The organism is Moorena sp. SIO4A1 (assembly GCF_010672065.1).
Lineage (GTDB): Bacteria > Cyanobacteriota > Cyanobacteriia > Cyanobacteriales > Coleofasciculaceae > Moorena.
The window spans coordinates 24,157-48,825 of sequence record NZ_JAAHHX010000003.1 but is presented as its reverse complement, the minus strand read 5'-3'; the positions used below and the strand labels follow the sequence as shown (position 1 = coordinate 48,825).

23 protein-coding genes and 1 pseudogene are annotated in these 24,669 nt (G+C 42.9%); 16 read left to right on the top strand and 8 right to left on the bottom strand.

Annotated elements, in window-relative coordinates; all coding sequences use genetic code 11:
- Window positions 1–22: 22 nt before the first annotated feature.
- Window positions 23–271 carry a Ycf34 family protein gene (locus tag F6K53_RS03370; protein ID WP_044492409.1) on the bottom strand — a complete coding sequence of 83 codons (249 nt, stop codon included), beginning with the start codon at window positions 269–271 and terminating at the stop codon, window positions 23–25.
- 176 nt (window positions 272–447) lie between these two features.
- On the opposite strand from F6K53_RS03370, the gene F6K53_RS03365 reads away from it, so the two are divergent.
- Window positions 448–1,725: a CCA tRNA nucleotidyltransferase gene (locus F6K53_RS03365; protein ID WP_293065082.1), complete on the top strand. Its 1,278-nt coding sequence runs from the start codon at window positions 448–450 to the stop codon at window positions 1,723–1,725.
- Between the two features lie 290 nt (window positions 1,726–2,015).
- Here the strand turns inward: F6K53_RS03365 and F6K53_RS03360 are convergent, their stop codons facing one another.
- The 4 genes from F6K53_RS03360 to F6K53_RS03345 all read right to left on the bottom strand — a co-directional run bounded on the left by F6K53_RS03360 (window position 2,016) and on the right by F6K53_RS03345 (window position 9,030).
- Window positions 2,016–3,821: a hypothetical protein gene (locus F6K53_RS03360; protein ID WP_293065084.1), complete on the bottom strand. Its 1,806-nt coding sequence runs from the start codon at window positions 3,819–3,821 to the stop codon at window positions 2,016–2,018.
- 158 nt (window positions 3,822–3,979) lie between these two features.
- Window positions 3,980–4,339, bottom strand: coding sequence for a hypothetical protein (locus tag F6K53_RS03355; RefSeq protein WP_293065086.1), 360 nt, complete (start codon window positions 4,337–4,339; stop codon window positions 3,980–3,982).
- Between the two features lie 26 nt (window positions 4,340–4,365).
- Window positions 4,366–7,809 carry a CHAT domain-containing protein gene (locus F6K53_RS03350; protein ID WP_293065088.1) on the bottom strand — a complete coding sequence of 1,148 codons (3,444 nt, stop codon included), beginning with the start codon at window positions 7,807–7,809 and terminating at the stop codon, window positions 4,366–4,368.
- Window positions 7,810–8,874: 1,065 nt separating this feature from the next.
- Window positions 8,875–9,030 (bottom strand): hypothetical protein, encoded by a 156-nt coding sequence (locus F6K53_RS03345; RefSeq protein ID WP_293065091.1) that lies wholly within the window; start codon window positions 9,028–9,030, stop codon window positions 8,875–8,877.
- A 282-nt stretch (window positions 9,031–9,312) separates the two neighbouring features.
- Here F6K53_RS03345 and F6K53_RS03340 point away from each other — a divergent pair, with 282 nt between their 5' ends.
- Window positions 9,313–9,666, top strand: coding sequence for a DUF433 domain-containing protein (locus tag F6K53_RS03340; protein ID WP_293039996.1), 354 nt, complete (start codon window positions 9,313–9,315; stop codon window positions 9,664–9,666).
- A 243-nt stretch (window positions 9,667–9,909) separates the two neighbouring features.
- Here F6K53_RS03340 and F6K53_RS03335 read toward each other — a convergent pair whose 3' ends face one another.
- Window positions 9,910–10,122 (bottom strand): hypothetical protein, encoded by a 213-nt coding sequence (locus F6K53_RS03335; protein WP_293065094.1) that lies wholly within the window; start codon window positions 10,120–10,122, stop codon window positions 9,910–9,912.
- A gap of 29 nt (window positions 10,123–10,151) precedes the next feature.
- On the opposite strand from F6K53_RS03335, the gene F6K53_RS03330 reads away from it, so the two are divergent.
- Window positions 10,152–10,619 (top strand): hypothetical protein, encoded by a 468-nt coding sequence (locus F6K53_RS03330; protein WP_293079894.1) that lies wholly within the window; start codon window positions 10,152–10,154, stop codon window positions 10,617–10,619.
- Here the strand turns inward: F6K53_RS03330 and F6K53_RS03325 are convergent.
- Both F6K53_RS03325 and F6K53_RS03320 read right to left on the bottom strand, forming a co-directional pair.
- Window positions 10,523–11,051, bottom strand: a pseudogene (locus F6K53_RS03325) (Uma2 family endonuclease). The gene F6K53_RS03330 and the pseudogene F6K53_RS03325 sit on opposite strands and share 97 nt — an antisense overlap.
- Window positions 11,052–11,237: 186 nt before the next feature.
- Complete coding sequence (locus F6K53_RS03320; protein WP_293039986.1) at window positions 11,238–11,426, bottom strand: hypothetical protein; 189 nt, start codon at window positions 11,424–11,426, stop codon at window positions 11,238–11,240.
- Between F6K53_RS03320 and F6K53_RS03315 the strand changes: the two genes are divergently transcribed.
- The 13 genes from F6K53_RS03315 (at window position 11,426) to F6K53_RS03255 (ending at window position 24,600) form a co-directional block, all read left to right on the top strand.
- A complete protein-coding gene (locus F6K53_RS03315) occupies window positions 11,426–11,668 on the top strand; it encodes a hypothetical protein (RefSeq protein ID WP_075898082.1) in 243 nt (80 codons plus the stop codon). The genes F6K53_RS03320 and F6K53_RS03315 overlap by 1 nt on opposite strands.
- A 448-nt stretch (window positions 11,669–12,116) precedes the next feature.
- On the top strand, window positions 12,117–13,202 hold the full coding sequence (locus tag F6K53_RS03310; RefSeq protein ID WP_293079891.1) for a hypothetical protein: 1,086 nt from the start codon (window positions 12,117–12,119) through the stop codon (window positions 13,200–13,202).
- 24 nt (window positions 13,203–13,226) lie between these two features.
- Window positions 13,227–13,439, top strand: coding sequence for a hypothetical protein (locus F6K53_RS03305; RefSeq protein WP_293079888.1), 213 nt, complete (start codon window positions 13,227–13,229; stop codon window positions 13,437–13,439).
- A gap of 267 nt (window positions 13,440–13,706) precedes the next feature.
- Window positions 13,707–14,729 (top strand): glycosyltransferase family 2 protein, encoded by a 1,023-nt coding sequence (locus tag F6K53_RS03300; protein ID WP_293018320.1) that lies wholly within the window; start codon window positions 13,707–13,709, stop codon window positions 14,727–14,729.
- Window positions 14,730–14,832: 103 nt separating this feature from the next.
- Entirely contained in the window at window positions 14,833–14,985 is a 153-nt protein-coding gene (locus F6K53_RS03295) for a hypothetical protein (protein ID WP_293039980.1), read from the top strand.
- A gap of 769 nt (window positions 14,986–15,754) precedes the next feature.
- Complete coding sequence (locus F6K53_RS03290) at window positions 15,755–16,324, top strand: glycosyltransferase family 4 protein (protein ID WP_293018316.1); 570 nt, start codon at window positions 15,755–15,757, stop codon at window positions 16,322–16,324.
- Between the two features lie 265 nt (window positions 16,325–16,589).
- Window positions 16,590–17,201 carry a glycosyltransferase family 4 protein gene (locus tag F6K53_RS03285; protein ID WP_293039974.1) on the top strand — a complete coding sequence of 204 codons (612 nt, stop codon included), beginning with the start codon at window positions 16,590–16,592 and terminating at the stop codon, window positions 17,199–17,201.
- A gap of 21 nt (window positions 17,202–17,222) precedes the next feature.
- On the top strand, window positions 17,223–18,992 hold the full coding sequence (locus tag F6K53_RS03280; protein ID WP_293079883.1) for a glycerol-3-phosphate dehydrogenase/oxidase: 1,770 nt from the start codon (window positions 17,223–17,225) through the stop codon (window positions 18,990–18,992).
- 80 nt (window positions 18,993–19,072) lie between these two features.
- Entirely contained in the window at window positions 19,073–19,918 is an 846-nt protein-coding gene (locus F6K53_RS03275; protein ID WP_293079880.1) for a hypothetical protein, read from the top strand.
- Window positions 19,919–19,948: 30 nt separating this feature from the next.
- Window positions 19,949–20,677: a class I SAM-dependent methyltransferase gene (locus F6K53_RS03270; RefSeq protein ID WP_293079877.1), complete on the top strand. Its 729-nt coding sequence runs from the start codon at window positions 19,949–19,951 to the stop codon at window positions 20,675–20,677.
- An 81-nt stretch (window positions 20,678–20,758) separates the two neighbouring features.
- Window positions 20,759–21,781, top strand: coding sequence for an NAD(P)-dependent oxidoreductase (locus tag F6K53_RS03265; protein WP_293079874.1), 1,023 nt, complete (start codon window positions 20,759–20,761; stop codon window positions 21,779–21,781).
- A gap of 165 nt (window positions 21,782–21,946) precedes the next feature.
- Window positions 21,947–23,152 carry a polysaccharide pyruvyl transferase family protein gene (locus F6K53_RS03260; RefSeq protein WP_293018305.1) on the top strand — a complete coding sequence of 402 codons (1,206 nt, stop codon included), beginning with the start codon at window positions 21,947–21,949 and terminating at the stop codon, window positions 23,150–23,152.
- Window positions 23,153–23,169: 17 nt separating this feature from the next.
- On the top strand, window positions 23,170–24,600 hold the full coding sequence (locus tag F6K53_RS03255; protein ID WP_293018303.1) for a Coenzyme F420 hydrogenase/dehydrogenase, beta subunit C-terminal domain: 1,431 nt from the start codon (window positions 23,170–23,172) through the stop codon (window positions 24,598–24,600).
- Window positions 24,601–24,669 lie beyond the last annotated feature (69 nt).

The window sequence follows — 24,669 nt, the reverse complement described above, 5'->3', positions numbered from 1 at the left end:
ATACCTAAAATTCACAATCCCATCAGGTGGGTACCAGTTCACCAGGACGAAGCTTTGCCCACTTCCCAGTTTCCTGCTTAAAGCTATTACACCCCACAACGTCCCATTCCATTTCGATTATATCTTCAGTAGAACGGATATTGACATTGATGGTGGGCTCAACCGCTTCAAAGTTGGGAGATTCCGTCAGGTGAGGTACCTGATGCTGGGTTTCCACAGCATGGTATGTAGTACACCGGTCTACGTAGTGGCAGTTAATGCAAATACACATTGCTTAAACTCCATTTCCTTTATTTTAGCATAGCTCAATTCAGAAATTTATTAGCTAGCTTATAATATCAAATACTTAAGTATTGGCTACTCTGTTTGCTACTTTTATAAAGTTATATGTTCGAGTTTACCACAATTGATATATAGTATTATTTCTGAGATTTCAGAAAATGACTAATGACTAATTACCAAACTGCTATATCACCCCAAAATTGGCCGTTTAACTGGGAGTTACTCCCTTCTGAGGCTTGCTTGGTGGGTGGTGCGGTTAGGGATGCTCTGATCAACCGACAGTCGGATTACTTAGACTTAGACTTTGTTTTACCCACTAAAGCAGTACGGACAGCAAGCAAGCTGGCAAGACGTTATAAGGCCGGATTTGTGGTTTTGGATGCCCAGCGTCAAATAGCTAGGGTAGTGTTTGGCAACGCAACAGTTGACTTTGCTCAACAGGACGGGGATAGCTTAGAGGCTGACTTACATAGGCGGGATTATACGATTAATGCGATCGCATTTAATCCCCACACCAAGGAATTCATTGATCCATTACAAGGTATCTTGGATTGCCGTAAAGGGATAATCCGGATGGTGTCACCAGAAAACTTACAAAATGACCCATTACGATTACTGCGGGCTTATCGACAAGCTGCTCAGTTGGGTTTTCAGATTGACCCAGCCACCCAATCAGTGCTAAGAAAGGTAGCACCATTATTGAGCCAAATCGCAGCAGAACGGGTACGGACAGAATTGGGCTATCTCCTCAAGTCTCCTCAGGGTGTACCTTGGCTAAAAGCGGCCTGGGAGGATAATGTATTACGACCATGGCTGCCTGATGCCACCGCTGAATCTTTCGAGTACATGACAGCAATTAACCCATCCGCGATGGTACTGGCAGAAACCTGGCCTAAGCTTGGGGTGGAATTGAACTTAAAGGTGACTAAGCATTCTTTATCGTTGCTAAATTTGGCTAAGCTAGCAAATTTATTATCATCAATACCAGCAGTTGCTGAACAACAGCTGTTAGCTCTAAAGTACTCTCGTGTTCAGACTCGAATAGTAGTCAGGGCAATCCAACATTTGCCCCAATTGCTGTCTTATACTACTGCCAAGGATATCCCATTACGGGACCAGTATTTCTTCTTTCTTAACGTTGGAGCTGTCTTTCCTGTGGTAGCGCTTTTGGCAGTTGCCAGGGGCATGGCTGTGGATACTATAGCACCCTTGATTGAGCACTATTTGAATCCCAATGACCAGGTTGCCCATCCCACACCACTGGTTACTGGTAAAGATTTAATCAAGTCTCTTAAGTTATCCCCTAGTTCTAAAATTGGTGAGTTACTGACTGAGATTCAACTTGCACGGATTGAGGGCAATATCGATAGTATTAAAGGTGCTCTGGAATTTGCCGCAAAGCTGGACTCAATCAACTGTGGCTCTGAAGACAAAAACAAATAACACATGATATTAAATCCGATTAACTTATTATCATAAGCTATCAGCTATCAGCTATCAGCTATCAGCTATCAGCTATCAGCTATCAGCTATCAGTTATCAGCTTATGGGCTATGGACAGGCTACTTGAGGTGCTTATGGGCATAGGGTAAGCAAAGGGAAGAGCTTTTGAATAAAACAGGTAAGCATTAGTTTAATCTGAGTTATGGAAAGCTGTTCGCGTAGGGTGAGCTTTTAGCTCACGGCTGACGGCTGACGGCTGACCGCTGACCGCTGAATGCTTACATCAGCAGTCATTTTGACCGCCGATTGATAATTCGATCCACAATAAAAGCAAAAATCGTAGCAAGGACAACACCAATCAAAACATGAAATAGCACAAACCATAAAGTGTAACTCAAGCAAGGCTGGAGTCCAGCTTCAGGACAATCATCTAAGGATCCCTTCCATTCTAGTGTGCTCAAGATCGCTTCTAGAGGTTGTTTAGCGTCGCTTTGGGACGAAATACTACTGACCGCTAGGCCAGTACCCACGAAGGTGATCCAAAGTTGTAGTCTTTTCTCCTGTTTATCAGCTTCTTTGTCTCGGGCTCGATCAGCCTCTTCCTTATCTCTGAGGGCTTTTTCCAAAGCGCGATCGCGTTCTGCTTGTTCAATTTCCACAATACCTCTGATTGAGGAAATCGCTTTGTCTAATAGGCCAGAACTATGTCCAAAATAGCTTAAGTTTATTTTAATTTGCTCTTGATAAGTATGGCTTATTTTATCAGAAAATACTGACAAAATCCTTAAATCATCCTTTGGTAATTTTTCTTGAAGTTGTTGAAGCTTTTCGGAATAATTTTGAGCATTAATCTTGATTGTCAAGCTATAGCTTTCTAACTGTCCCAGCAAGTCTGAATAGTTCAAGTCTAGCTTCGGCAGTATTCTCAGCTTATGCTTAAAGTCCAACAGTTCTGCTTCAGATAATGATCTCTGATTATCTTGACTTTGAGCTGTGGCACAGGCTTCCAGCCTGTGATCTGTCGTTTTATCTTGACTTTGAGTCGTGGCACAGGCTTCTAGCCTGTGATCTGTCGTTTTATCTTGACTTTGAGTCGTGGCACAGGCTTCTAGCCTGTGATCTGTCGTTTTATCTTGACTTTGAGTCGTGGCACAGGCTTCCAGCCTGTGATCTGTCGTTTTATCTTGACTTTGAGTCGTGGCATAGGCTTCCAGCCTGTGACCTGTCGTTTCATTGATTATTTTTTTGATATCTTGATATTGTTGTTTAACATCACTATACACCTCCCGGCTGATTTGATAAGCTCGAATAACTTTTTGGCGATAAAAAAATAAATCAATAAAGTTTTGATAAAACCAGCAAAAATTTTCGTCAGCTCGGGCACTATAGTTGCCATTCACCTCTTCTCCTAAAAATAGCCAAACAAAAATTTGGCCATAGTCTTGAGATTGATCGGGAATGCCATATTCAAAAATTGGACTATCAAATAATTGACCTTCTTGATACAGCGGTGGACAGTTATCCTTATCCTTTTCTCCCAGAAAATTCTGCACACACTGATCAGCTATCTCTTTCCATACATGGGAATCTTGCTGATGCTTCTGGGGTAGCCAAGCAGTTAGTAACAGAATTTGTCCTAGGGAACTGTTAATGTTACTGTTAATTTTACTGGGAAGAAAGCACTGGTCTGGATTAAAATAGTTGAATACAGTCAGGTCTACGTCTTCAGTTTTCTGATTATTCTCAACTTCAGGAATCCGAATATTCAAACCGAGAGCATAACTATCATAGATCTGGAGTGGACAAGCTTGACCAGTAATCCTTATTCCTTTGCCATTCTTCAGAGATAATTTTCCCTCCAACGGTAAGAGAATATTATCAGTTGTGGATCCTTTTAGTAAAGCAATGCGGGAACCTTCGGCAACGTCTCTCAGGTCTAGCTTATCTTGAATTTGAAATTTAGCACAAATCTGATCGTACTTGTGCCAAAGTAGTTTGCTGTTATAGTCGGTGTCTGGTTGGGAATCACTACTAGATGCATTCCTAAGATGGAAGGCAAAGAGATGAATATTAGGTGCGTAGATTTTATGAGTCATTGTTTGAGATTTTTAGTAAGCATTCAGGCGTCAGCCGTCAGCTGTCAGCTGAATGCTTATTTTATTCAATAGCTGTTCGCGTAGCGTGCGCGTAGCGCATAAGCTGATAGCTGATAGCTGATAGCTTACCTGACGGCTGACGGCTGATAGCTCAATGCTTACCCTTGTTTTGATTGCTGACTCTTGTCTTGATCCTGTTGATTAGTTTTAGCTTTAATAACTTCTTGGTTGGTTTGTCGCAGTTCAAATAGATTTTGAAGAATACTTGCTTCGGAATTAGACGGAAGCTTGGGCGAATTCTTTAATTCCTTATTAGTTTCAGCAAATGGGCGTAGAGTATCTCTGACTTCTGTATGGGTTTGTAACCAATTAGTTAGTATCTGATCTAATTCAGCTTCTGTTGGAGTGTCTAAAGTTACTAAAAGTTGGTCTAAGTCTTGCAAGTCTATAAGTTCAAATTTTTTCGAGTGAGTTTTTAGTGCTTGCGTAAAAGCTTGAATAATTCTTGAAATTTCCATTTTTTTTGTTTAGGTAACTAAAAATATTATTGTCCAATGGCGCAGTAAGCCGCCCAATAATAAGGATAATAAAAGGGTTTTTCTTCACGGTTAAAGAACCGGAGTACTTTCTTAATTTTCTTATTAAAATTATTATCCAATTTCAACTCTTGAGTTAACTGTTTAGCCCAATCTAGTAAGTCCTGTACAGTGGCATCCCGCAGCCAGAGTTGGGATTGATTCAGGGCAAGTGCTAAGGACATCGGCTCTCGCAGATTCTGATAAAATTTAATCATCAACAACGCCGTAGATAAATCCTCTACCCTCCACAGGCTACTAACAACTGCTGGACTTCCGGCAACTAGGAAACCACTGGGTAAACCAATGTATTCATCGCTGGTGTTATTAAAATCGATTAATCCTGTTTCGCAAGCAGAAAGGGTAACAAGGCGACATTGTTCTAATTGTAACTCAAAGACTTCATCGATAGTCAGACATTGCTCTAGGTCAAATACTTCCTCTTCACTTATTCGTAAATAGCGCTCCGAATTGGGTTCAGCAGATGCCGGTTTCTGGGCATTGGCCAGGATTAGAGCCGATTTCCGTGGTTCTTGGTAATTAAAGTAACCGTGACAGCTAAAATGGACAACGTGGAATGTGTTGAAAACTTTGCTATCTATGGCGGCTTTGGTGGCAGCGTTTTCCACCAGAACTTCTGTATCTGGTGGTGAATTGAAGTAGCCTTTAATTACTTCTACTTCTAGGTTAGTGTAAACTAAATCAGCACTGGGATTTTGGACGGCAAACAGATGGGTAAAGTTGGGGCGTTTTCTGGTTTGAGCAAGTTGGAGTAGTTGACAGCTAGGAGCGTAACTTACCCCTGCTGGAAACTGTTCCATTAGAATTTGAGATGTAGCTTCTCCCTGCTTACTGGTAATCGGTAAAGCATGAAGGGGCAACAAATGTAAATACCGATGGGGGATTAAAATTAAGCGATCGCACCTTTCGGTAATCTGCTCAATGATGTCATCAATGGACAGAATATCAGCCAACTCATGTAGGCGGTTACTCAGGTCGTTTTGCCAATTATTTTTATTGATTTTATCAGCTTTGTAATCTCGTAAATACTCATCTTTCCAATTTACAAATTTGTCTAAGTCTTGTGGCTCAGATTGCCAAACTATTGGCTGTTGAGTTTGACCGGTAAAGATAAACGTGAGCAGTTTATCCCCTGTAATGTAAAATTCTACAATAGCAGTGTGGTCATCTAAATTGTTCTTAAATTGCTTAAACTTAAACCTAGAACCGATAGGTAAATATTGGTATTGTAAATCATTACGCTGCTTTCGCAACTGTTGGAGATGTTGTGCTAAGACTTTTGGATTGTCAGCGTTACCCTGTTGGATTTCGTACTGACCTGCTGCTATTTCATCCCTGTATTGTTCTAGTTTAGTAACAACTTCTGGGTGAAAGATGGTTTTCAGGTCACGGCTGAGAATCTTGTCAACTAAATTCTGGGTTTTGCTCCGTTCAACATATTCAATGGCTGCGGTGATATTATTTAACTCTAGGCAAACTTCCACCATGCCTAGATAGCTTCGGTTGTACTTTTCAGCTAGTTTGGTTTTGTAGTCTTCTACTCCAGAACCAGAAATAATTTCATCTCGCAGGAATTCCACTGTTTCAATGGCAGCATCAAAAGCCTTGTAAGCTTCAGGGAAATTTTGAGCATCTTGGTAAGCCAAACCAAGGTTATTGTTAGTATCTAGATAGTCTCGGGGAAAGCTCTCACGGGTGCTTACTTCTAAAGCCAATTGGTAGCAAGCGATGGCAACTTCTAGGTTTTGTGCTTTCTCACCTTCGATTCTTTGAGCGTAAGCTTCACCGAGATTGTTTTGAGTCATTGCCCAATCAATAGGAAACGCCTCACGGGTGCTTACTTCTAAAGCCAATTGGTAGCAAGCGATCGCATCTTCTAGGTTTTGTGCTTTCTCACCTTCGATTCTGTATAAGTAAGCAATACCGAGATTGTTTTGAGTCGATGCCCAATCAATAGGAAACGCCTCACGGGTGCTTACTTCTAAAGCCAATTGGTAGCAAGCGATGGCAACTTCTAGGTTTTGTGCTTTCTCACCTTCGATTCTTTGAGCGTAAGCAATACCGAGATTGTTTTGAGTCGTTGCCCAATCAATAGGAAACGCCTCACGGGTGCTTACTTCTAAAGCCAATTGGTAGCAAGCGATCGCATCTTCTAGGTTTTGTGCTTTCTCACCTTCGATTCTGTATAAGTAAGCAATACCGAGATTGTTTTGAGTCGATGCCCAATCAATAGGAAACGCCTCACGGGTGCGTACTTCTAAAGCCAATTGGTAGCAAGCGATGGCATCTTCTAGGTTTTGTGCTTTCTCACCTTCGATTCTGTATAAGTAAGCAATACCGAGATTGTTTTGAGTCGATGCCCAATCAATAGGAAACGCCTCACGGGTGCGTACTTCTAAAGCCAATTGGTAGCAAGCGATCGCATCTTCTAGGTTTTGTGCTTTCTCACCTTCGATTCTTTGAGCGTAAGCAGCACCGAGATTATTTTGAGTCGTTGCCCAATCAATAGGAAACGCCTCACGGGTGCTTACTTCTAAAGCCAATTGGTAGCAAGCGATCGCATCTTCTAGGTTTTGTGCTTTCTCACCTTCGATTCTGTATAAGTAAGCATTACCGAGATTGTTTTGAGTCGATGCCCAATCAATAGGAAACGCCTCACGGGTGCGTACTTCTAAAGCCAATTGGTAGCAAGCGATGGCATCTTCTAGGTTTTGTGCTTTCTCACCTTCGATTCTTTGAGCGTAAGCAATACCGAGATTGTTTTTTGTCATTGCCCAATCAATAGGAAACGCCTCACGGGTGCTTACTTCTAAAGCCAATTGGTAGCAAGCGATCGCATCTTCTAGGTTTTGTGCTTTCTCACCTTCGATTCTTTCTAAGTAAGCATTACCGAGATTGTTTTGAGTCATTGCCCAATCAATAGGAAACGCCTCACGGGTGCTTACTTCTAAAGCCAATTGGTAGCAAGCGATCGCATCTTCTAGGTTTTGTGCTTTCTCACCTTCGATTCTGTTACGGTAAGCTTCACCGAGATTGTTTTGAGTCGTTGCCCAATCAATAGGAAACGCCTCACGGGTAAAAACAGTTAGTGCCACTTCATAGCCAGTGATGGCAATTTCCATAGTGCTGGCTTTGTCACCCAAGGGGAATTGCTTAATTAGAATGCTAAAATTGCCAATAACTGCTGCTAAGTATTCCGCTTCATCTGCTTCCGCTTCCGCCAGCTTACTTGTTGGCCAATCCCGCAATTTTTCTGCTAACGTCTGATTAAGTTTGTCGATATTTGCTTTCAGTAATGGATAAACTACCTGCTGATCAACATTACTGTCTGCGGTTGCTTGTAGAACCTCTAAGAGAAAGTCAAGTTGGGCATCAGATGTATTGTCAGGCATTGCCATCAACTGCTATACAATAGTTATTGAAACATTATAGCGTTTCTTAAGAAGTCAGAATTCAGTGCGTAGGGTGAACAAAATGATATTATCTAGAATTGTTAAAAGAACCAAAGGGTTTTTGCCCACCCGACAAGCTTTGCTGACTGGCGCGTAGCGCTATACCTAATTGCAACACTGAGATGCACCTAACCAGTCCTGCCATGTGAGAAAATTGTACTCGTTTATTAGCAACAAGTACTAGTTAATGAGAAACTAGTACTTGTTAAGAAGAAACCGATACCCGTTTGTTACACACCAGTACTGATTTTTGTAAACGAGTACTGGTGTGTGAGAAATTAGTACTCGTTAGGAAGAAATGGGTACTGGTGTGTTATAAATGATTACCTGGTCTGGTGTATTGTTAACCCTTGAGCCTTATAGCCCTATTGCCTATTGCTTACTCCCTGCTCCCTAAAAGCCCAGACGTTGTACCTAACAGCAATTGCAAACCGCTGTATTGATAATTGTGATATTTTTGCCATCATGGAAGTAACTCCTATTTAGGTGGGAGGAAAACCGCGCTGGCCTCGCTTAATGGTTTTAACCAGCGCGGTTATTAGTCTCAGTCTCAATATCTATAGTATAGATAAATCCTGAAAAAGATGCAAGGGGTAATTTATTTTTTTTACATTTATTTACAAATACTATTGTTAGGGATTGATGCACTCAATTATGGATAAATTATGATAGCAATGTAAGTCTAGTTTAGGACATTTTTTTTATTTAAAAGGTAACAATAACGTAAGTATTCAGCAATCAGCTATCAGCTTAAGCGCTACGCGCACGCTACGCGAACAGCTATCAGCTAATGCGCACGCTACTTGAGGTGCTTTTGAATAAGCGATGCAGCGCTAAATTTCTGGGGGGGTTTCCCCCCCTTGGCCAAGGGTTTGGTCTGATAGCATAGGATCACATCCGAAAGTTTCGGATATTCTTCTGACATAGGTCATTGAAATAGCTGTGGATAGTATTTCTACGGCTATTTTTTTTTTGAATTTAGAATTTAGAATTGATAATTAAGCATTAAGAATTAAGAATTGATAATTGAGAATTGAGAATCGGGAATCGGGAATCGGGAATCGGGAATCGGGAATCGGGAAGAGTGTGGGGCGGGGGCGCGGGGAGTGTGGGAAGTATGGCAAGTGTGGAAATTTTATTATAATTTTTGCCTAATTTCATGCATTGAGATGCACCCAATACTTGTGGTTTAATAACCTTCCCAACATCATCAAAGTATGATAAAATTCTTAATTGTAACTAGCTAATAAGCTAATACAGCGTTTTCCATAACTAAGAGGTACACAGGATTTTTACCTCTTGCCTCTTGCCTCTTGCCTCTTACCTTCCCCTCCTGGGAGGGGTTAGGGGTGGGTTCCTCTTACCTACTCCCGACTCCCGACTCCCGACTCCCTATTCCCTATTCCCTATTCCCTATTCCCTATTCCCTTTCCTATCAAAAAAATGCAATTAGAAGACTATTTTAACTTCCTCAGTGTGGACGATATTCGGCTCAAAGGCACAAGAATAGGAATAGAAACTATTCTCTATGATTATATCCATCGTGCCCGCACTCCCGAAGAAATTGCCGAAACTTATCCATCCCTAAATCTAGAACAGGTCTACGCCACTATTCTTTATTATCTACACAATAAAGAAATGGTCAGCCAATATGTTGCTGACTGGTTAGAGTGGAGTCACCAACAACTGAAAGCACAGCAACTTAACCCCTCGACTTCTGCGCTGCGATTGCGGAAGTTGAGAGCAGAACGGAAAGTAATGAAAAAAGCTGATGACTCTCAACTATCTATTGGATGAAAATGTCAAATCGGGAATCGGGAATCGGGAATCGGGAATCGGGAATCGGGAATTTAGAATTTAGAATTTAGAATTTAGAATTTAGAATTTAGAATTTAGAATTTAGAATTTAGAATTTAGAATTTAGAATTTAGAATTTAGAATTGGGAATTGGGAATTGGGAATTGGGAATTGGGAATTGGGAATTGGGAATCGTGAATTGGGAATTGGGAATTGGGAATCGGGAGTAGTGTGGGAGTTTTATTATTTAGCGTTATGTAAGCATTCAGCTTCGATGTAAGCTAACATTTCCTCAAATTGTGAATCGTCCTGATATTTTCCAGCCAATTTTAGCCAAGGATTTTCTTGAACTTCTAATTCGTTCTGGAGTACCTTAAATACAGCTTTTTTTCCCTCTAAGGGTAATTGCTTTACTAACATGATGACTTGCTCAACTGTTATATCTAAGGTAGGCATACCGATGACGTCACGTTGTAAATTTATACTTGTTTTATTATAGTTTCAGTGGCTGGAACGGGCATGTTGGTGGCATGGGCATGTTGGTGGCATGGGCATGTTGGTGGCATGGGCATGTTGCTGTGGAATGGGCATGTTGGTGGCATGGGCATGTTGGTGGCATGGGCATGTTGGTGGCATGGGCATGTTGGTGGCATGGGCATGTTGGTGGCATGGGCATGTTGGTGGAATGGGCATGTTGGTGGAATGGGCATGTTGGTGGCATGGGCATGTTGGTGGAATGGGCATCTTGCCCGTTATCAATCTTTGGCGAGCCGGTCTCTAAGCCACCCTACGCAATTCCCGACTCCCAACTCCCTGCTCCCTACTCCCTACTCCCTATTCCCTTTCCTAGATCCACTTACCAAATACTGCTTAAATCCAAAACAAAACCAGGGAGAACCTCTTCTCCAGATAGACTTGTCGGAAATTCTAAAATTTCTACTGGTTTCCCCTGACGATAAATCTCAATTCGCCTATTTTCCCGATCGATTAACCAACCCAAACGGGCTCCATTTTCTTGATACTCCTGCATTTTTGCTTGTAGCGATGCAGCGCGGTCTTGGGGGTTTCCCCCATGAGCGACTGCCGTGGTTTCCCCCATGAGCGACTGCATCAAGACATCTCTTGAGAGAATCAGTAGGAGAGCGCAACTCAACCACAAAATCAGGACACAAAGGCACAAACTTTTGTTTTTGCTGTAGAGTCAAAGTGTCCCATCTTTCTTTAGTTATCCATGACGCATCAGGAGAGCGGTCGGCATTATTAGGTAGTTTAAATCCACCAGAAGAGTCAAAAACAACCCCTAAATTATGCTTTCTATTCCATGCTTGTAATTGATAAATCAGATCAGCCTTGCGATTGCTGGTTTCTCCACCAGTTGGAGACATGATCACAATTTATCCCAATACAGTACGTTCAAAGCGATAGTCACGGTTATCTTGACAAAATTGCCAAAATTGCTCATCAGTTAGTTCAACGATTCCCTTTAAGTCTAGGGTAATGGTATCCATGATTATCGATCGTGATATATCTCTTTGGTTTTTAATATAGCGGTTTTCAATTAGGTGAGGTTTTTAGGGAACAGGGAGCAGGGAACAGGGAATAGGAAACATCACCTGCAACCTTGGCCAATAGGCCACGCTTCGCGAACAACCAGCTAACCTACCCGACACCGAACGCCAAGGGCGAACAACCTGCGATCGCATAAACAAAGCTAGACTAAGGACAATTACCCAAGTAACACTAGCGGGGAATCTCAACAATGCTCAAACCCAAATTAACCTTGATTGCTTTCCTATCAACCACTGGAATTGCCAGTGCTGTTTTGTTGGGTTCAGTTAGTCCAGCTGAATCTTGTATGTACAAGAAGTCCATTAACTACATAAGAGCTGAGCAAGTGAATTGGTTACGCTCTCCTTGGGCAGCGGTTATTACCTTGCCAGGATTAGCTATAGCAGCAGCTTTGTACCTGGGTAATCGCTATTATCTAAGCGATCGCCAGTGAGCTTGTCAGCATTCAGCCGTCAGCATTCAGCCGTCAGCTTTGTGGCACAGGCTTCTAGTTTGTGGCACAGGCTTCTAGTTTGTGGCACAGGCTTCGACGCATCGGACCTAACGTAGCGTGGCCAAAGGCCAAAGCTTACCTCTTTTATTCACAAGCTGATAGCACCTCAAGTAGCACCTCAAGTAGCGCATTAGCTGATAGCTGATAGCACCTCAAGTAGCATGGGCATTAGCTGATAGCTGATATAGCAATCCGTGTAGGAATTGTGCGAATTTTTGTTCCCTGTTCCCTACTCCCTACTCCCTGCTCCCTGTTCCCTGTTCCCTGTTCCCTGTTCCCTTGGCTATAGCTGATAGCTGATAGCTGATAGCTGATAGCTGAATGCTTACCAAAAAATTGATTACAATAGTATAAAATATACTAGTCCTAAATCAGTGGAGAAATCACTATGAGTCAGGAAGAGGAAGTAACTTATACTCAAAAGACAGAGCGCATCCAAGCCTTTACCCAACTGATTAAGTCAGTCGCTCCACTGATTTGGACTTTAGTAATTATTATTGTATTCATTCCCTTAGTCAGCAAACTTATCATCCCCCATTCGAGCAATCCGGCTCAAATTACCCCCTCTGCTGAATCAACAGTTGTTATTGAACCTCATCCCGACTTTAGTAAAGTTAATCAAGCAGTTGCTGATGCCGTCAAACAATCTCACGCCAGTGCTGAAGCCTTTGCCGCCCAGGAGTTAGATGTTTGGGAAGCAGAGTTAATCCCCCGTGTAGATAGTTTTTTGGATTGGTATTTTGATTATTTCAATCAAAAAAAGATGGAACTTTCAGTTCCGTTTATGTGGGGAGCGTCGGCTATCATGCATCAAATCAATCCCAACCTTCCCTCTGGCAAGCAAGCCATTGACGCCAAACTTACCGAGACATTCCAAAAAGAATTTTCTAAACGAGTACTAGTTCCTCAGAATGCTCAAATGAGGATGGAACTAATCACGAATGATACGATTGAATTATATATGGCTGAGTTGGGCAACAATCTTAGTGACATCCAAAGCCAATATCAAATTACTCAAGGTCAGTGGGATAGATATATTAACGAAATTTCGACCACAATTAATGATACGGAAGGAAACCTATCCAATATTTCCTTGAAATTGTTAATTGGCGGTAGTGGTTACTTGGTAGCTAAACCTATCCTGGTTTCCATGGGAGGAAAAGTAGCGAGTAAAGTTAGCAGCAAACTAGCTGGCAAAGCCGCTAGCAAAATGGCCGCAAAAACTGGTGGTTTAGTGGCAACTGAATTAGGAGCAAGTATCATTGATCCCCTGGCTGGTATCGGTTTATTGATTTGGGATGTTTGGGATTACCGTCACACCCTGAAAGTAGAGAAACCTATTTTACGCAGCAATATATTAGGATACTTACAACAGGTCAAAAAATCTCTGTTGAACAATCCAGAAACTGGGATTATGACAGCAATTTATCAGTTAGAAGATGGGATTTTACAGTCAGTTGAATCTACAACTTAGTAAGCTGAAAGCAGTCAGCGGTCAGTGGTCAGCTTATTTTATACAAAAGCACCTCAAGTAGCGTGCGTGGCTCAGGCTTTGGCCTTGGCCTTTAGGCCACGCTACGCGAATGGCCACGCTGTGCGAACGACGCTGGGAGGTAGCCCATTAGCTGATATAGCAGTCGCCAGGGCAGGCGCGGACATGACAAAAGTCTCAAACCTAAGTAAGCGCAAGAGTTTGACTTCTGACTTCTGACTTCTGACTTCTGACTTCTGACTTCTGACTTCTGACTTCTGCTATAGCTGATAGCTTACCCTTGACCCTTAAACCAGCCACCTTGGCCAATAGGCCACGCTACGCGAACAACAAACCTTCAACAAACCTTCAACTTTAAAAGATTGATGAATTTGGTCTATAAATGTGCCTAATCCCTTGACATATCCCCAAAAGTTAGAGTAGACCATCAATAATATATGCTTACAGTTTAAACCGGATTGGATATTACTCAACCTGGGGCATCCTATGGAAATTTCCTTAATTAAACAAGGGCAATTAAATGCCCAGAACTGGTCTGGCAATAACATCACACCAGACCTATCAGTGGTGGTACCAATCTACAATGAGGTGGAGAGTTTGCCCCACCTGATTGATGCGATCGCATCCAGCTTAACCGATACTCAGCTCAGCTATGAGCTGATTTGTGTCGATGATGGCTCTACAGATGGTTCCACCCAACTGCTCAAGGAGCAAGTCCTCTCCCGCCCTAATGTGCGAGGGGTAATTTTGCGTCGTAACTATGGTCAAACAGCTGCCATGGCAGCTGGGTTTAATTATGCTCGGGGTCGTGCCATTGTTACCTTAGATGGTGACCTACAAAATGATCCAGCTGACATTCCCATGCTGCTTGTCAAACTTGAGGAAGGCTATGACTTGGTTAGTGGCTGGCGCAAACATCGGCAGGATGCGGCTGTAACTCGCTTACTGCCATCCAAAATTGCCAACTGGCTGATTGCACGCACCACTGGGGTTAAACTCCATGACTATGGCTGTTCTCTGAAAGCTTATCGCTCGGAATTGGTAGCGGACATGAACCTCTACGGTGAGTTACATCGGTTTTTACCAGCCTTAGCATTTATTGAGGGGGCAAGAATTACCGAGTTACCCGTGCGTCACCATGCTCGTCGCTATGGTAGTAGCAAGTATGGTCTGGGGCGAACGTTCCGGGTGCTAATGGATTTGTTGACCATCTTCTTCATGAAGAAATTCCTCACCCGACCCATGCATGTATTTGGATTACTAGGTCTGAGTTCCCTAGGCACGGGCATAATCATTGGGGCTTATCTGACCATTCTCAAGCTAGGACTGAATCAAGAAATCGGGGATCGGCCTTTACTGATCTTGGCAGTACTTTTGATCTCGACTGGTGTACAACTGTTTAGTCTTGGTCTACTGGGGGAACTACTGATGCGTACTTACCACGAATCTCAGGGAAGACCGATTTATCGGGTCAGAGAAGTGGTGTCCTCTAATGTTGAGCAACCTTAGTGATATCACTTAGAAATCCAGTTGGTTAGTGGCTAACCAAAGTATCATCAGCCCCCATTCACAATTTAAATTGTGAATGGGGGTGCTTTGGGGAGATAGGGAGATGGGGAGATGGGGAGATCTCACAGGGGTAGGTTTTTTACATTTGGGCGAGTACGTACTTTTATTGTCTTTATCCAGAGCACGAGTGGGGGAAATATTGTCAAGTACCAGAGCGCGAGTGGGGGAAACCACGGCAGTTCCATCAAGACAATGATGATTTTTAACAACAAATTAGGTATATTTTCTTATCCCCCACACCCGGTCACCCCACACCCGGTCACCCCACACCTAAGGTCTTTGTAAAAAACCTACCCTTATGAGGATGGGGAGATCGGGAGATGCTCAGATGCTAGACCAGCTTTTGCACAAGTGGCTCGTACTCAAATTTAAATGCATATTAGCTTAGCCACCAACCAAAGGGATTTCTTGAAGATTGGCAATTTTTAAAGATTATATGAAGTTTCTCATCAAGATTTCATTAAGCTCCAGATTACTCGTTGATTTGTATAATTTGTTTAGGGTTTAATTAAAAGAGAATTTTTTTGGAGAAAAAATCCCTTAAAACCAGTTCTGCATAACACTTAGTTGTGCAGTAAGGTTCATCCTCAGGGAATAAATTAGGAGCAGTTTTAGTTTCTAGTTAAACAATTATTTAATCCATTTATATCGGTGTTTACCATTGAGTCATACATTCTTGCTCAGTGAAGGCTGTTAGTCATAGCTGAAATTAACCACTGGTTATTGTTAAATTATTTTAAGCTCTACCGTAAAATTACTGAGCAATAGTGAAGCTTTAATCAAGCTGGCTTGGAAAGCGGGCGCTCTTGCTCAGGGTGCTTTGAATAACATAGGGGGAGATCAACGTGTATTTAAAGAGCAAAACTAATCGGCTTAGAGATCGGCTTGAGGTCAAAAGCAGCAGGGATAAATGGACTGTCTGGGATAATAAACCAGTCTCCTATGATCAACGAAATGTCAGTAGGATGAACATTCTATTGCTCGCTCCTCATCCGTTTTATCAGAATCGTGGCACACCCATCGCAGTCAACCTGGTCTTGAAAGTGCTTTCTGAACGGGGAGACAAAGTTGATGTCGTGACTTATCCTGAAGGGCGTGACATCAATTATGAAAATATCAAGATATACCGAACCCCTAAGCTTCCTTGGGTTCGGAATATACGACCAGGCTTCTCCTGGAAGAAAATCGTCTGTGATGTTTTCATGTTGCTTGCTGTAATTCGCCTAGTGACTAAGAAACGCTACGATTTGGTTCATGCTGGAGAAGAATCCGTCTTTATTGGTTTAGGGCTCAAAATCCTGTGTAAGATTCCCTATATCTATGACATGGATTCATCTATAGCCCAACAAATGATTGAAAAGTATCCTTTGCTACATATTTTTTCGTCAGTATTCAACTTTTTTGAAGGACTGGCTGTGAAGAATGCCAAAGTCGTGGTTTCAGTTTGCGATGCTTTGGCAGCAGATATTCAAAAGTACAAGCCCAGAAAAACTGTAGTTATTCCAGATATATCCTTGCTTAACTCTAATTTTTAACAAATTCCTAAAAAGTAGTTAAAGTTAGACTAAATATTGAAACCCTCTAGACTTTAGAATTGGAGGATAATAAATTAACTAATAATTGTTAATGATAAACAAAACCTATTGTTAGGATGCCCTAAGACTAAGTTTTATTTTGTAAAGAAAGATAATTATCGTAAAAATGTGCAGGTTATTGTAAATTGTTGCTGAAAAATTCAACAGTTTCAAGTTCAAGATTCAAATTCAAGATTCAAATTCAAGATTCAACATTGGTGTAACTATGTATAGTACTATGTATAGTAATTTGAGACGTGAGCTAGCAATCGATAATCTACTCCTGATGTATGTAGGCAATCTGGAGACTTATCAGGGGATTGACCTACTTCTAGACAGCTTTGCGTTGACCCTTGAGCAGACTGATCAGGCTGAGTTAGTCATTATCGGTGGAGAAGCGGACGACATTCGGAAATACACGAATAAGTCTCACTGTCTTGGCATGCAACAACATGTCCATTTTTTAGGACCGAAACCAGTTGATGATCTGGCTATCTATCTGGAGCAAGCTGATATTTTAGTCTCTCCGAGAACTAAGGGTAAAAATACCCCGATGAAACTCTACTCCTATCTCGATAGTGGTAAAGTCTTGTTAGCCACAGATTTGCCAACCCATACCCAGTTGCTAGACAATCACGTTGCTCTGCTGAGGAGCCCAGATGCCAAAGCTTTCGCGGAGGGAATGGTGGCTCTGATCGCTGATGAAAAGCTACGACTGAGGCTGGGCAGTGCTGGCAAGAAATTGATTGAAAAAAGGCATACTTATGCGGCTTTTCGGCAAAAATTAAACAGTCTTTATGATTGGCTACATCACGAGTTAGTAGAGCATATAGCGTAAGCACCTAGTGTAAGACAAGTAATGAAAAGGAACCTAGTAGAGTTAGCCAGAAACTCTTACGACCTATTAGTGATCGGTGGTGGCATCTATGGAGCTTGCGTAGCTTGGGAAGCAACCCTCAGGGGATTGTCAGTAGCCTTGGTAGAAAAAGCTGATTTCGGTGGCGCTACCTCTGCTAATAGTTTGAAGACTATCCACGGAGGATTACGGTATCTCCAGCATGCTGACCTTAAAAGGATGCGTGAATCCATTCATGAACGCACCAGTTTAATGCGGATTGCGCCTCACTTAGTTCATCCATTACCAGTATTGATTCCCACCTACGGCCATGGCATGAAGGGAAAAGAAGTGCTATCTGTGGCACTTGCTATCAATGACCTGATCAGTTGCGATCGCAATCGCCAACTCGATCCCCAAAAACACATATCCAATGGTCGGGTAATCTCTAAGCAAGAGTGTCAGCAGCTGCTTCCAGGAATTCCCCAGGAAGGGCTAACTGGAGCAGCAGTCTTTTATGATGCTCAGGTCTACAACTCTGAACGGTTGACCCTCTCTTTTCTACGCTCAGCTGAGCAAGCTGGGACAGTGGTGGCTAACTACGTAGAAGTTACTGGATTTCTCCAAGCTGGAAATCGGGTTACGGGTATTCAGGGGCAAGATGTGTTAACTGGGAATCAATTCGACATCCGCGCCAAGACTGTGGTCAACACCAGCGGACCATGGACAAATCGGGTGTTAAGTTTACTAAACCAACCCCAGCAGCAACCCCAGCAGCAACCCCAGCAGCAACCCAGAGTTCCCCTTGCCAAAGCCATGAACCTGGTGATTCGCCGTCCCCTCTGCCAAAGCTATGCTGTGGGTATTTCCACGCCATACTCCTATCGTGACTCCGATGCCATAGTTAACAAGGGGTCTCGCTTACTATTTATTGCGCCCTGGCGTGGTAAATCCCTGGTCGGTACATCCTATGCTGTTTGGGATCAAGACCCGGATAACTTCAAGATTACTGAACAGGATATTCAAAACCTACTCGATGACATCAACCAAGCATGGCCATCGGTTAAACTCAACCAAGCCGATGTCGCCTTCGTCCATGGTGGCTTGCTTCCTAGAACTGGCATTACTGAGACCGGAGAGCCACAACTGGCTAAAAACTATCAAATCTTCGATCATGCCAAAGAAGAATTGCCAGGATTGATCTCGGTGGTTGGGGTGAAATATACCACTGCCAGAGATGTGGCTGAGAAAGTCGTTAACCAGGTATTTCGGTCATGGGGGCAAAAGCCTCCCAAGTCCCTGTCATCAGTTACACCAATTTACGGTGGGCACATCGAACAATTTGAAGTGTTTTTGCAGACAGCAATCTTTAAGCAACCCTATGGACTGGGGCAGGAGGTAATGGGCCGCCTCGTGTATAACTACGGTAGTGCCTATCAAGATGTACTGCTATATTTGGAGCGAGGATCAGATCACTCCTGTACACCTACTGATGATTTAGCTGTACTCAAAGCTGAAGTCTTGTATGGGGTTGTTGAGGAAATGGCTCAAACATTAGGTGATGTGGTGTTCCGGCGAACGGAACTGGGTAGTGCTGGTCATCCCGGAAACGAGGCCCTCAGAATCTGTGCTGAGGTGATGGGGGCGGAATTAGGATGGAGTCGGTCACAAATAGAGCTAGAGTTAGACAAGGTTAATCACATTTTTAATGTTGGAGGTGTATTAAGTCAGGAGAAAAGTATTGGAATTGAAACCCTTAACGGTCCGGTAAGTTTAGCCCAGAAGATCCGTTGAGGTTTTGGTCCAAGATTTTAGCTGAATCTGCTGGAAGCAGCACCAGTTTATGGAAATCAGGGAAATTCTAACAGAAATCCATGGTAGCTACCGCTCAAAACCATCAATTAATCCTAATTGATGGTCACGTTCACCTTCATGACTGTTTTGATATCGATCAACTGCTGACCTCAGCTTGGGAAAATTTCCAGCAATTTTCTGGTCAAGCAGGTGATGGAGAAAATTTTCAGGCTGTATTGTTATTGACAGAAATAGAGCATCAAAAATGGTATAAGAAGTTAGCTGATTTAGCTCAAAACAATAATCAGTCTAGGGTAAGCCAGGGAAAAACTTGGATGTTCCACCGTACCCAGGAAGATTTATCCTTATATACCTGTAACGCCTTAGGGCAAGGAATGTTCTTAATTGCTGGTCGCCAAATTGTGACAGCGGAAAACCTGGAAGTATTAGCCTTGATCACTGACCAAAACCTTGAAGATGGTTTACCCTTAGACGTAACGATTAGAGCAATCCTTTCCGCTGGGGGAATCCCTATACTACCCTGGGGAGTTGGTAAATGGATCGGAAATCGGGGAAAACTATTACATAAGCTCTTGGAAGACAATAATTTTACCAAGCTTTTTCTAGGAGACAATGGTGGACGTCCTGTATTCTGGTCACGACCAGTTTTGTTCAAACAAGCAGAGAAAAAAGGATGGCGGATATTACCAGGAAGCGATCCACTTCCTTTGGCTTCTGAATATTGTCGTCCTGGAAGTTTTGGATTTACTATCCAGGGTTCCTTGAGTAATCAAGAACCAGGAAAAGATATCAAGGAAATGCTCCTCAATCCCCTGACACCTATTCAGGGGTATGGTTCTCTAGAAAACCCCTGGCGATTTATTCGTAACCAATTAGCAATTCGGTCTAAAAAAAATAGCAATTAAAAATAAACAAATGACTAAAGGAATTTAACAGTGGTTTCTACAGGTGATTTTCCCGAAACAGCCGATATCGAAACATCTTCTGAGGATTATGCCTCCCGTTTTGCCGGGGAAATTGGGGCTTGGCTACTGAAAGTCCAGGAAGACGCTACGTTGAAAATGCTGACTCCTTATCCTAAAGCCACCATCCTTGATGTGGGAGGAGGACATGGTCAACTCACAGGGGCTCTGATTCAAAATGGTTATCAACTAACTGTGCTTGGTAGTGCGGATGTCTGTAAGGGGAGGATTCAGAATTTTATTGATGCTAATCTTTGTTCCTTCAAGGTGGGCAATGTTTTGGATCTACCTTACCCAGATGGAGCTTTTGATGTTGTGATCAGCTATCGATTCCTCGCTCATGTCACTCAATGGCAGTCTTTTTTAACAGAACTAAATCGAGTAGCAAAGCAAGCTGTCATCCTAGACTATCCTACAGTGAGGAGCGTAAATGCTATTGCCCCCTATCTATTTAAGTTCAAGAAAGGGTTGGAAGGAAATACACGAGAGTTTGTCTGTTATCAGGAACATGAGCTTCTAGAATTTTTTAAATCTATTGGTCTGAGCAAAGCTGAGCGCTATCCTCAATTCTTTGTGCCTATGGTACTGCATCGTGCTTTGAAATCTCCTAGCTTCTCTTCATTTATGGAGAAGTTAGCTCGACTATCAGGCTTGACTAATTTGTTTGGTTCACCAGTAATTTTAAAGCTTACCAAGACTTAAGCCAGATGCCGATTAAAATTAATTGTATAAACTTGCTTGGTGAAATTCCAATATTTTTTAGGTTAGCTCAGAAAGTAGAATATGGAAGATCCTCAATTCAAACTCCCAACTGGCAGTCGCGTCTTAGTGACTGGAGCTACAGGGTTTACAGGTTCAGTTCTTGTACGTAAATTAGTGGCACAAGGTTTAGATATCGTCGCTATTGCACGTCCTAGTTCTAAACTTGAGCCTTTCAATGACCTTAAAGTTGAATGGATTAGAGGGGATGTTTTTGATGAAGAGTTAATCAAGAAAGCCATAAAAGGAGTTAACTATATATTTCATATTGTAACTCCTTTTCGAGAAGCAAAATCTGCTGACAATGTCTACTATAATGTCCACGTTTTAAGCACACAATTGCTAGCAAAATACGCTTTAGAAGAACCAGAGTTTAAGCGTTTTGTTCACGTTTCAACAATTGGTGTTCATGGTCATGTCGAAAATCCTCCTGGTGATGAAAATTGTCCAATGAATCCTGGAGATATATATCAGGAAACCAAACTAGAAGGAGAACTGTGGATCAGAGATTTTGCTAAAAAGGAAGGCTTACCAGTCACTGTGGTACGACCCTCAGGAATCTACGGTCCTGGGGAGAAACGGTTTTTGAAAATTTTCAAAATGGTTGGCCGTAAGTGGATACCAATAATTGGCAATGGCAGTAACTTACTGCACTTAATTCATGTTGATGATTTGACCAATTTTTTTATACTATCAGCCACCCATCCTAAAGCAGTGGGAGAAGTTTTTATTTGTGGAAGTAAGGAGGCGATAACCTTTAAAGAAATGGTCTATATTATTAGTGAATACTATGGAATTTCCTTTAAATTCATTAGCTTGCCAGCTGCGCCACTGTTTGCCTTAGGGGATTTTTTGGAATTCATCTGTCGTCCCCTGGGTATAGAACCACCTATTTATAGAAGACGGCTAGCATTTTATACGAAAGACCGCTCCTTTAACACAGCCAAAATGATAAATTTACTGGGGTTTGTGCCTGTCCATTCCGATGAAGAAGGGTTAAAGGAATTAGCCCAATGGTATCTTGACCAAGGATGGATATCTCTTTGATTTGGGTTAATGGGTATTCAATCAGTGAAAACTGGCTGGTTATACTGAATGAGTAAGTTGAATGAGTAAATCCTGATTAGTATTCTGATTCCTAACTTCTTGGCACAACTATTTGTATCGTTCATCCCGTGAAAACGTAATAATTTGGTAGTGATTGAGGAAAAAATGAAAAAAATTACAGTTCTCGGTAACTTTTCAGGTCGCAATGCAGGAGATGCTGCTATTTTAGGCAATCTGCTCGATGATATTGCCGCAGCACATCCCGATGCGTTGTTTATAGTACCAACTCTCAACCCACGCTTCGTCAAACGCCATTTTGGCCACCACAATCTCAAGGCACTTGGATTAATGCCTTGGAATGGTGCTATTAAGATTTTTGGTTTGCCAACTTTCCGAGCAATGTTGCAAGCTGATCTGGTGCTAGTAACCGATAACATTCTGTTTGATCGCAAGTTACTCAACCCACTGTTTAACTATCTCTCCACAATTTCCTTAATCGCCCCAGCTTGTAAGGCACGCGGTATTGCGATCGCACTTTACAACGCCAGTCTAGGACCAATTACTACATCACTGGGCAAGTATGCTTTGCAAAGAGTTCTTGATGCTAGCCCAATGCTGATCCTGCGAGATGAGCAATCAAAGCAACTGCTTGACCAACAGAAACTGAATTACCAGGACGTTTACATCAATGCGGATTGCGCCATCAACACTACCCCGCCACCAACAGAACGCATGGAGGAGATCATAGGCAAAGAGGGGCTTTTCAAAAATCCGAAAGGCACTATTGGTTTCAATATCAATGCCTACATCGATAACTGGCGCAAGGATAACAAGACTTTTGGGCGCGAACGCTTTTTGCAGGCAATCGGGTCTACTCTCGACCGACTGATTGAGGAATTAGACATTGAGATTATGTATACCATCACCCAAGTCATGGATACCAAGATTACCAACGAGAGTTTGAAGTATGTCAAGCGGCGCGATCGCATCCGGGTAATCAGTAATGCTACTTATACCTACCAGGAAATTGCTGGCTTGCTACAGCGGGTAGAAGTCCATGTGGGGATGCGGACTCATTCCGTAATTTTGGCTTCAGGAGTTCTCACCCCTGTAGTGGCCATTAACTCCTACCCTAAAACAGCAGGCTTCATGAAAACCATTGGTCAGGACAACTGGTTGATCAACTTTGATGAACTAACCACCAACACCTTGACAAATTTAATTAAGTCTGCTTGGGAACAGCGCCATGAAACGCGAGCGGCAATGACACCACTGGTGCAGCGGGAGCAAGCTAAAGCCCGCAGTAGCGTTGAACTGGTGAGCCAATTGTTGGCCCAGAGGCAGCAATCTGAGGTGCAAGTTACAGCTTGAGCAACAGAGAGGAAAAATTGAAAAAATCGAAGGCAACAGAATTAAGCATGTCTGAAGATGGCTATTTGCCACTTCACAAACAGCAGCAGACTGAGCCATTGTATGTGGTTCCCAAGGATCTGTGTACCCGTTGCGGTGCTTGCGATCCCATCTGCCCTGTAGACTGCATTTCCTTTGACGAACACCGATACCCAGTTATTGATACTAAAACCTGTGTTGACTGTGGACTCTGTGTAAAAGTTTGTCCCGGTATAGACTTTGACTACACTGCTCAGTATAAGAAAATGTTCGGCGTTGAGCAGGCACCAGAGGGGCTTGGTGGCATTTACGAGAGCGCCTTTTTGACTTTTGCTAACAATCCCCAGGTGCAGGCAGAAGGTAGTGGTGGTGGACTCGTTTCCCAACTGCTGATTGGTATGGTCAAAGAAGGGATAATTGATGCTGCCCTGACTGTGGGTTATGAGCCCGATGATCCCATCACACCCACACCTGTGATTTGCCGCACCGAGGCAGAAATTCGCGCCACGGCTGGCTCCAAGTATTGTGTTGTACCCCATGCCAAAGTCATACGTGACGTCAAAAAACTGGAAGGCAAGTTTGCCTTTGTCGGTGTAGGCTGTCAGATTGAGGGTTTACGGAAATTGGAGAAGGTCTATAAGCCTTTGGTACGTCGGGAAATCTTCACCATTGGCTTAGCTTGCCACGGCACCCTAGAAAAAGAAGGTACTACTGAGTTGCTATCCCACCGTCGTCTTCCCCAAGAGAAGATCAAGCGCTTCTTCTATCGTGGTGGTAACTTCCCTGGCAAGTTTCAGATCGAAACCCTCGACGGTCAGCGCCTCGACCTGCACAGGTTTGATTACAAGGATGGTGCCTATAATTACCTCTACCATCTCTATACACCCCAGCGTTGCCTGATGTGTCCTGACTATAGTGCTGAGTTTGCGGATATTTCAGTTTCCGACTTCTGGGTGCGCGGTGAGGATGGCGAGTACCTACACCCGGAAGGTACAAGCATGGTCATGTGCCGCACGGAACGTGGTCAAAAGATTTTACAACAGATGCGTGAATCGGGCTATATTACCGCTATGCCTTTAGGTAAGCAGGAAGTGGAAGCCAGTTTTGATCACCTCTACCGTGACAAACGTGTCTCTCCCTTCGTGCGTATCCAGTGGCGTGAAGCCCAGGGAATATCTGCACCCCAGTACCATTTACCGATTTCCCCACCAACTAAAGAAGACCACCGTCACGAGGGTTTGCGTCAGGCTACCTTTATTTTCTCTAAGCGCAAATGGATGCGCCAGTTGATGCTGGCCATCTTTTTCTCACGGTTTGGGGAAGTGTTTACAGCAGTGAAAATGCGCTACAAAGCCTTCAAGGCTGCACGGCGCTTACGCAAACAAGCAAAAAAAAGGCAAAAACAAGACCCTGCCTTGGATACCCAATAAATAATTGACATCAAGTAAGTAAGGTAAATCTAATGATCAGTATACATGAGCAAAACTCCAAAACCTCAA

Coding starts and splice junctions, on each gene's coding strand:
- F6K53_RS03370 (WP_044492409.1), bottom strand. CDS start 271: ATGTGTATTTGCATTAACTGCCACTACGTAGACCGGTGTACTACATAC.
- F6K53_RS03365 (WP_293065082.1), top strand. CDS start 448: ATGACTAATTACCAAACTGCTATATCACCCCAAAATTGGCCGTTTAAC.
- F6K53_RS03360 (WP_293065084.1), bottom strand. CDS start 3,821: ATGACTCATAAAATCTACGCACCTAATATTCATCTCTTTGCCTTCCAT.
- F6K53_RS03355 (WP_293065086.1), bottom strand. CDS start 4,339: ATGGAAATTTCAAGAATTATTCAAGCTTTTACGCAAGCACTAAAAACT.
- F6K53_RS03350 (WP_293065088.1), bottom strand. CDS start 7,809: ATGCCTGACAATACATCTGATGCCCAACTTGACTTTCTCTTAGAGGTT.
- F6K53_RS03345 (WP_293065091.1), bottom strand. CDS start 9,030: ATGAAATTAGGCAAAAATTATAATAAAATTTCCACACTTGCCATACTT.
- F6K53_RS03340 (WP_293039996.1), top strand. CDS start 9,313: ATGCAATTAGAAGACTATTTTAACTTCCTCAGTGTGGACGATATTCGG.
- F6K53_RS03335 (WP_293065094.1), bottom strand. CDS start 10,122: ATGCCTACCTTAGATATAACAGTTGAGCAAGTCATCATGTTAGTAAAG.
- F6K53_RS03315 (WP_075898082.1), top strand. CDS start 11,426: ATGCTCAAACCCAAATTAACCTTGATTGCTTTCCTATCAACCACTGGA.
- F6K53_RS03310 (WP_293079891.1), top strand. CDS start 12,117: ATGAGTCAGGAAGAGGAAGTAACTTATACTCAAAAGACAGAGCGCATC.
- F6K53_RS03300 (WP_293018320.1), top strand. CDS start 13,707: ATGGAAATTTCCTTAATTAAACAAGGGCAATTAAATGCCCAGAACTGG.
- F6K53_RS03295 (WP_293039980.1), top strand. CDS start 14,833: ATGGGGAGATGGGGAGATCTCACAGGGGTAGGTTTTTTACATTTGGGC.
- F6K53_RS03290 (WP_293018316.1), top strand. CDS start 15,755: ATGAACATTCTATTGCTCGCTCCTCATCCGTTTTATCAGAATCGTGGC.
- F6K53_RS03285 (WP_293039974.1), top strand. CDS start 16,590: ATGTATAGTACTATGTATAGTAATTTGAGACGTGAGCTAGCAATCGAT.
- F6K53_RS03280 (WP_293079883.1), top strand. CDS start 17,223: ATGAAAAGGAACCTAGTAGAGTTAGCCAGAAACTCTTACGACCTATTA.
- F6K53_RS03275 (WP_293079880.1), top strand. CDS start 19,073: ATGGTAGCTACCGCTCAAAACCATCAATTAATCCTAATTGATGGTCAC.
- F6K53_RS03265 (WP_293079874.1), top strand. CDS start 20,759: ATGGAAGATCCTCAATTCAAACTCCCAACTGGCAGTCGCGTCTTAGTG.
- F6K53_RS03260 (WP_293018305.1), top strand. CDS start 21,947: ATGAAAAAAATTACAGTTCTCGGTAACTTTTCAGGTCGCAATGCAGGA.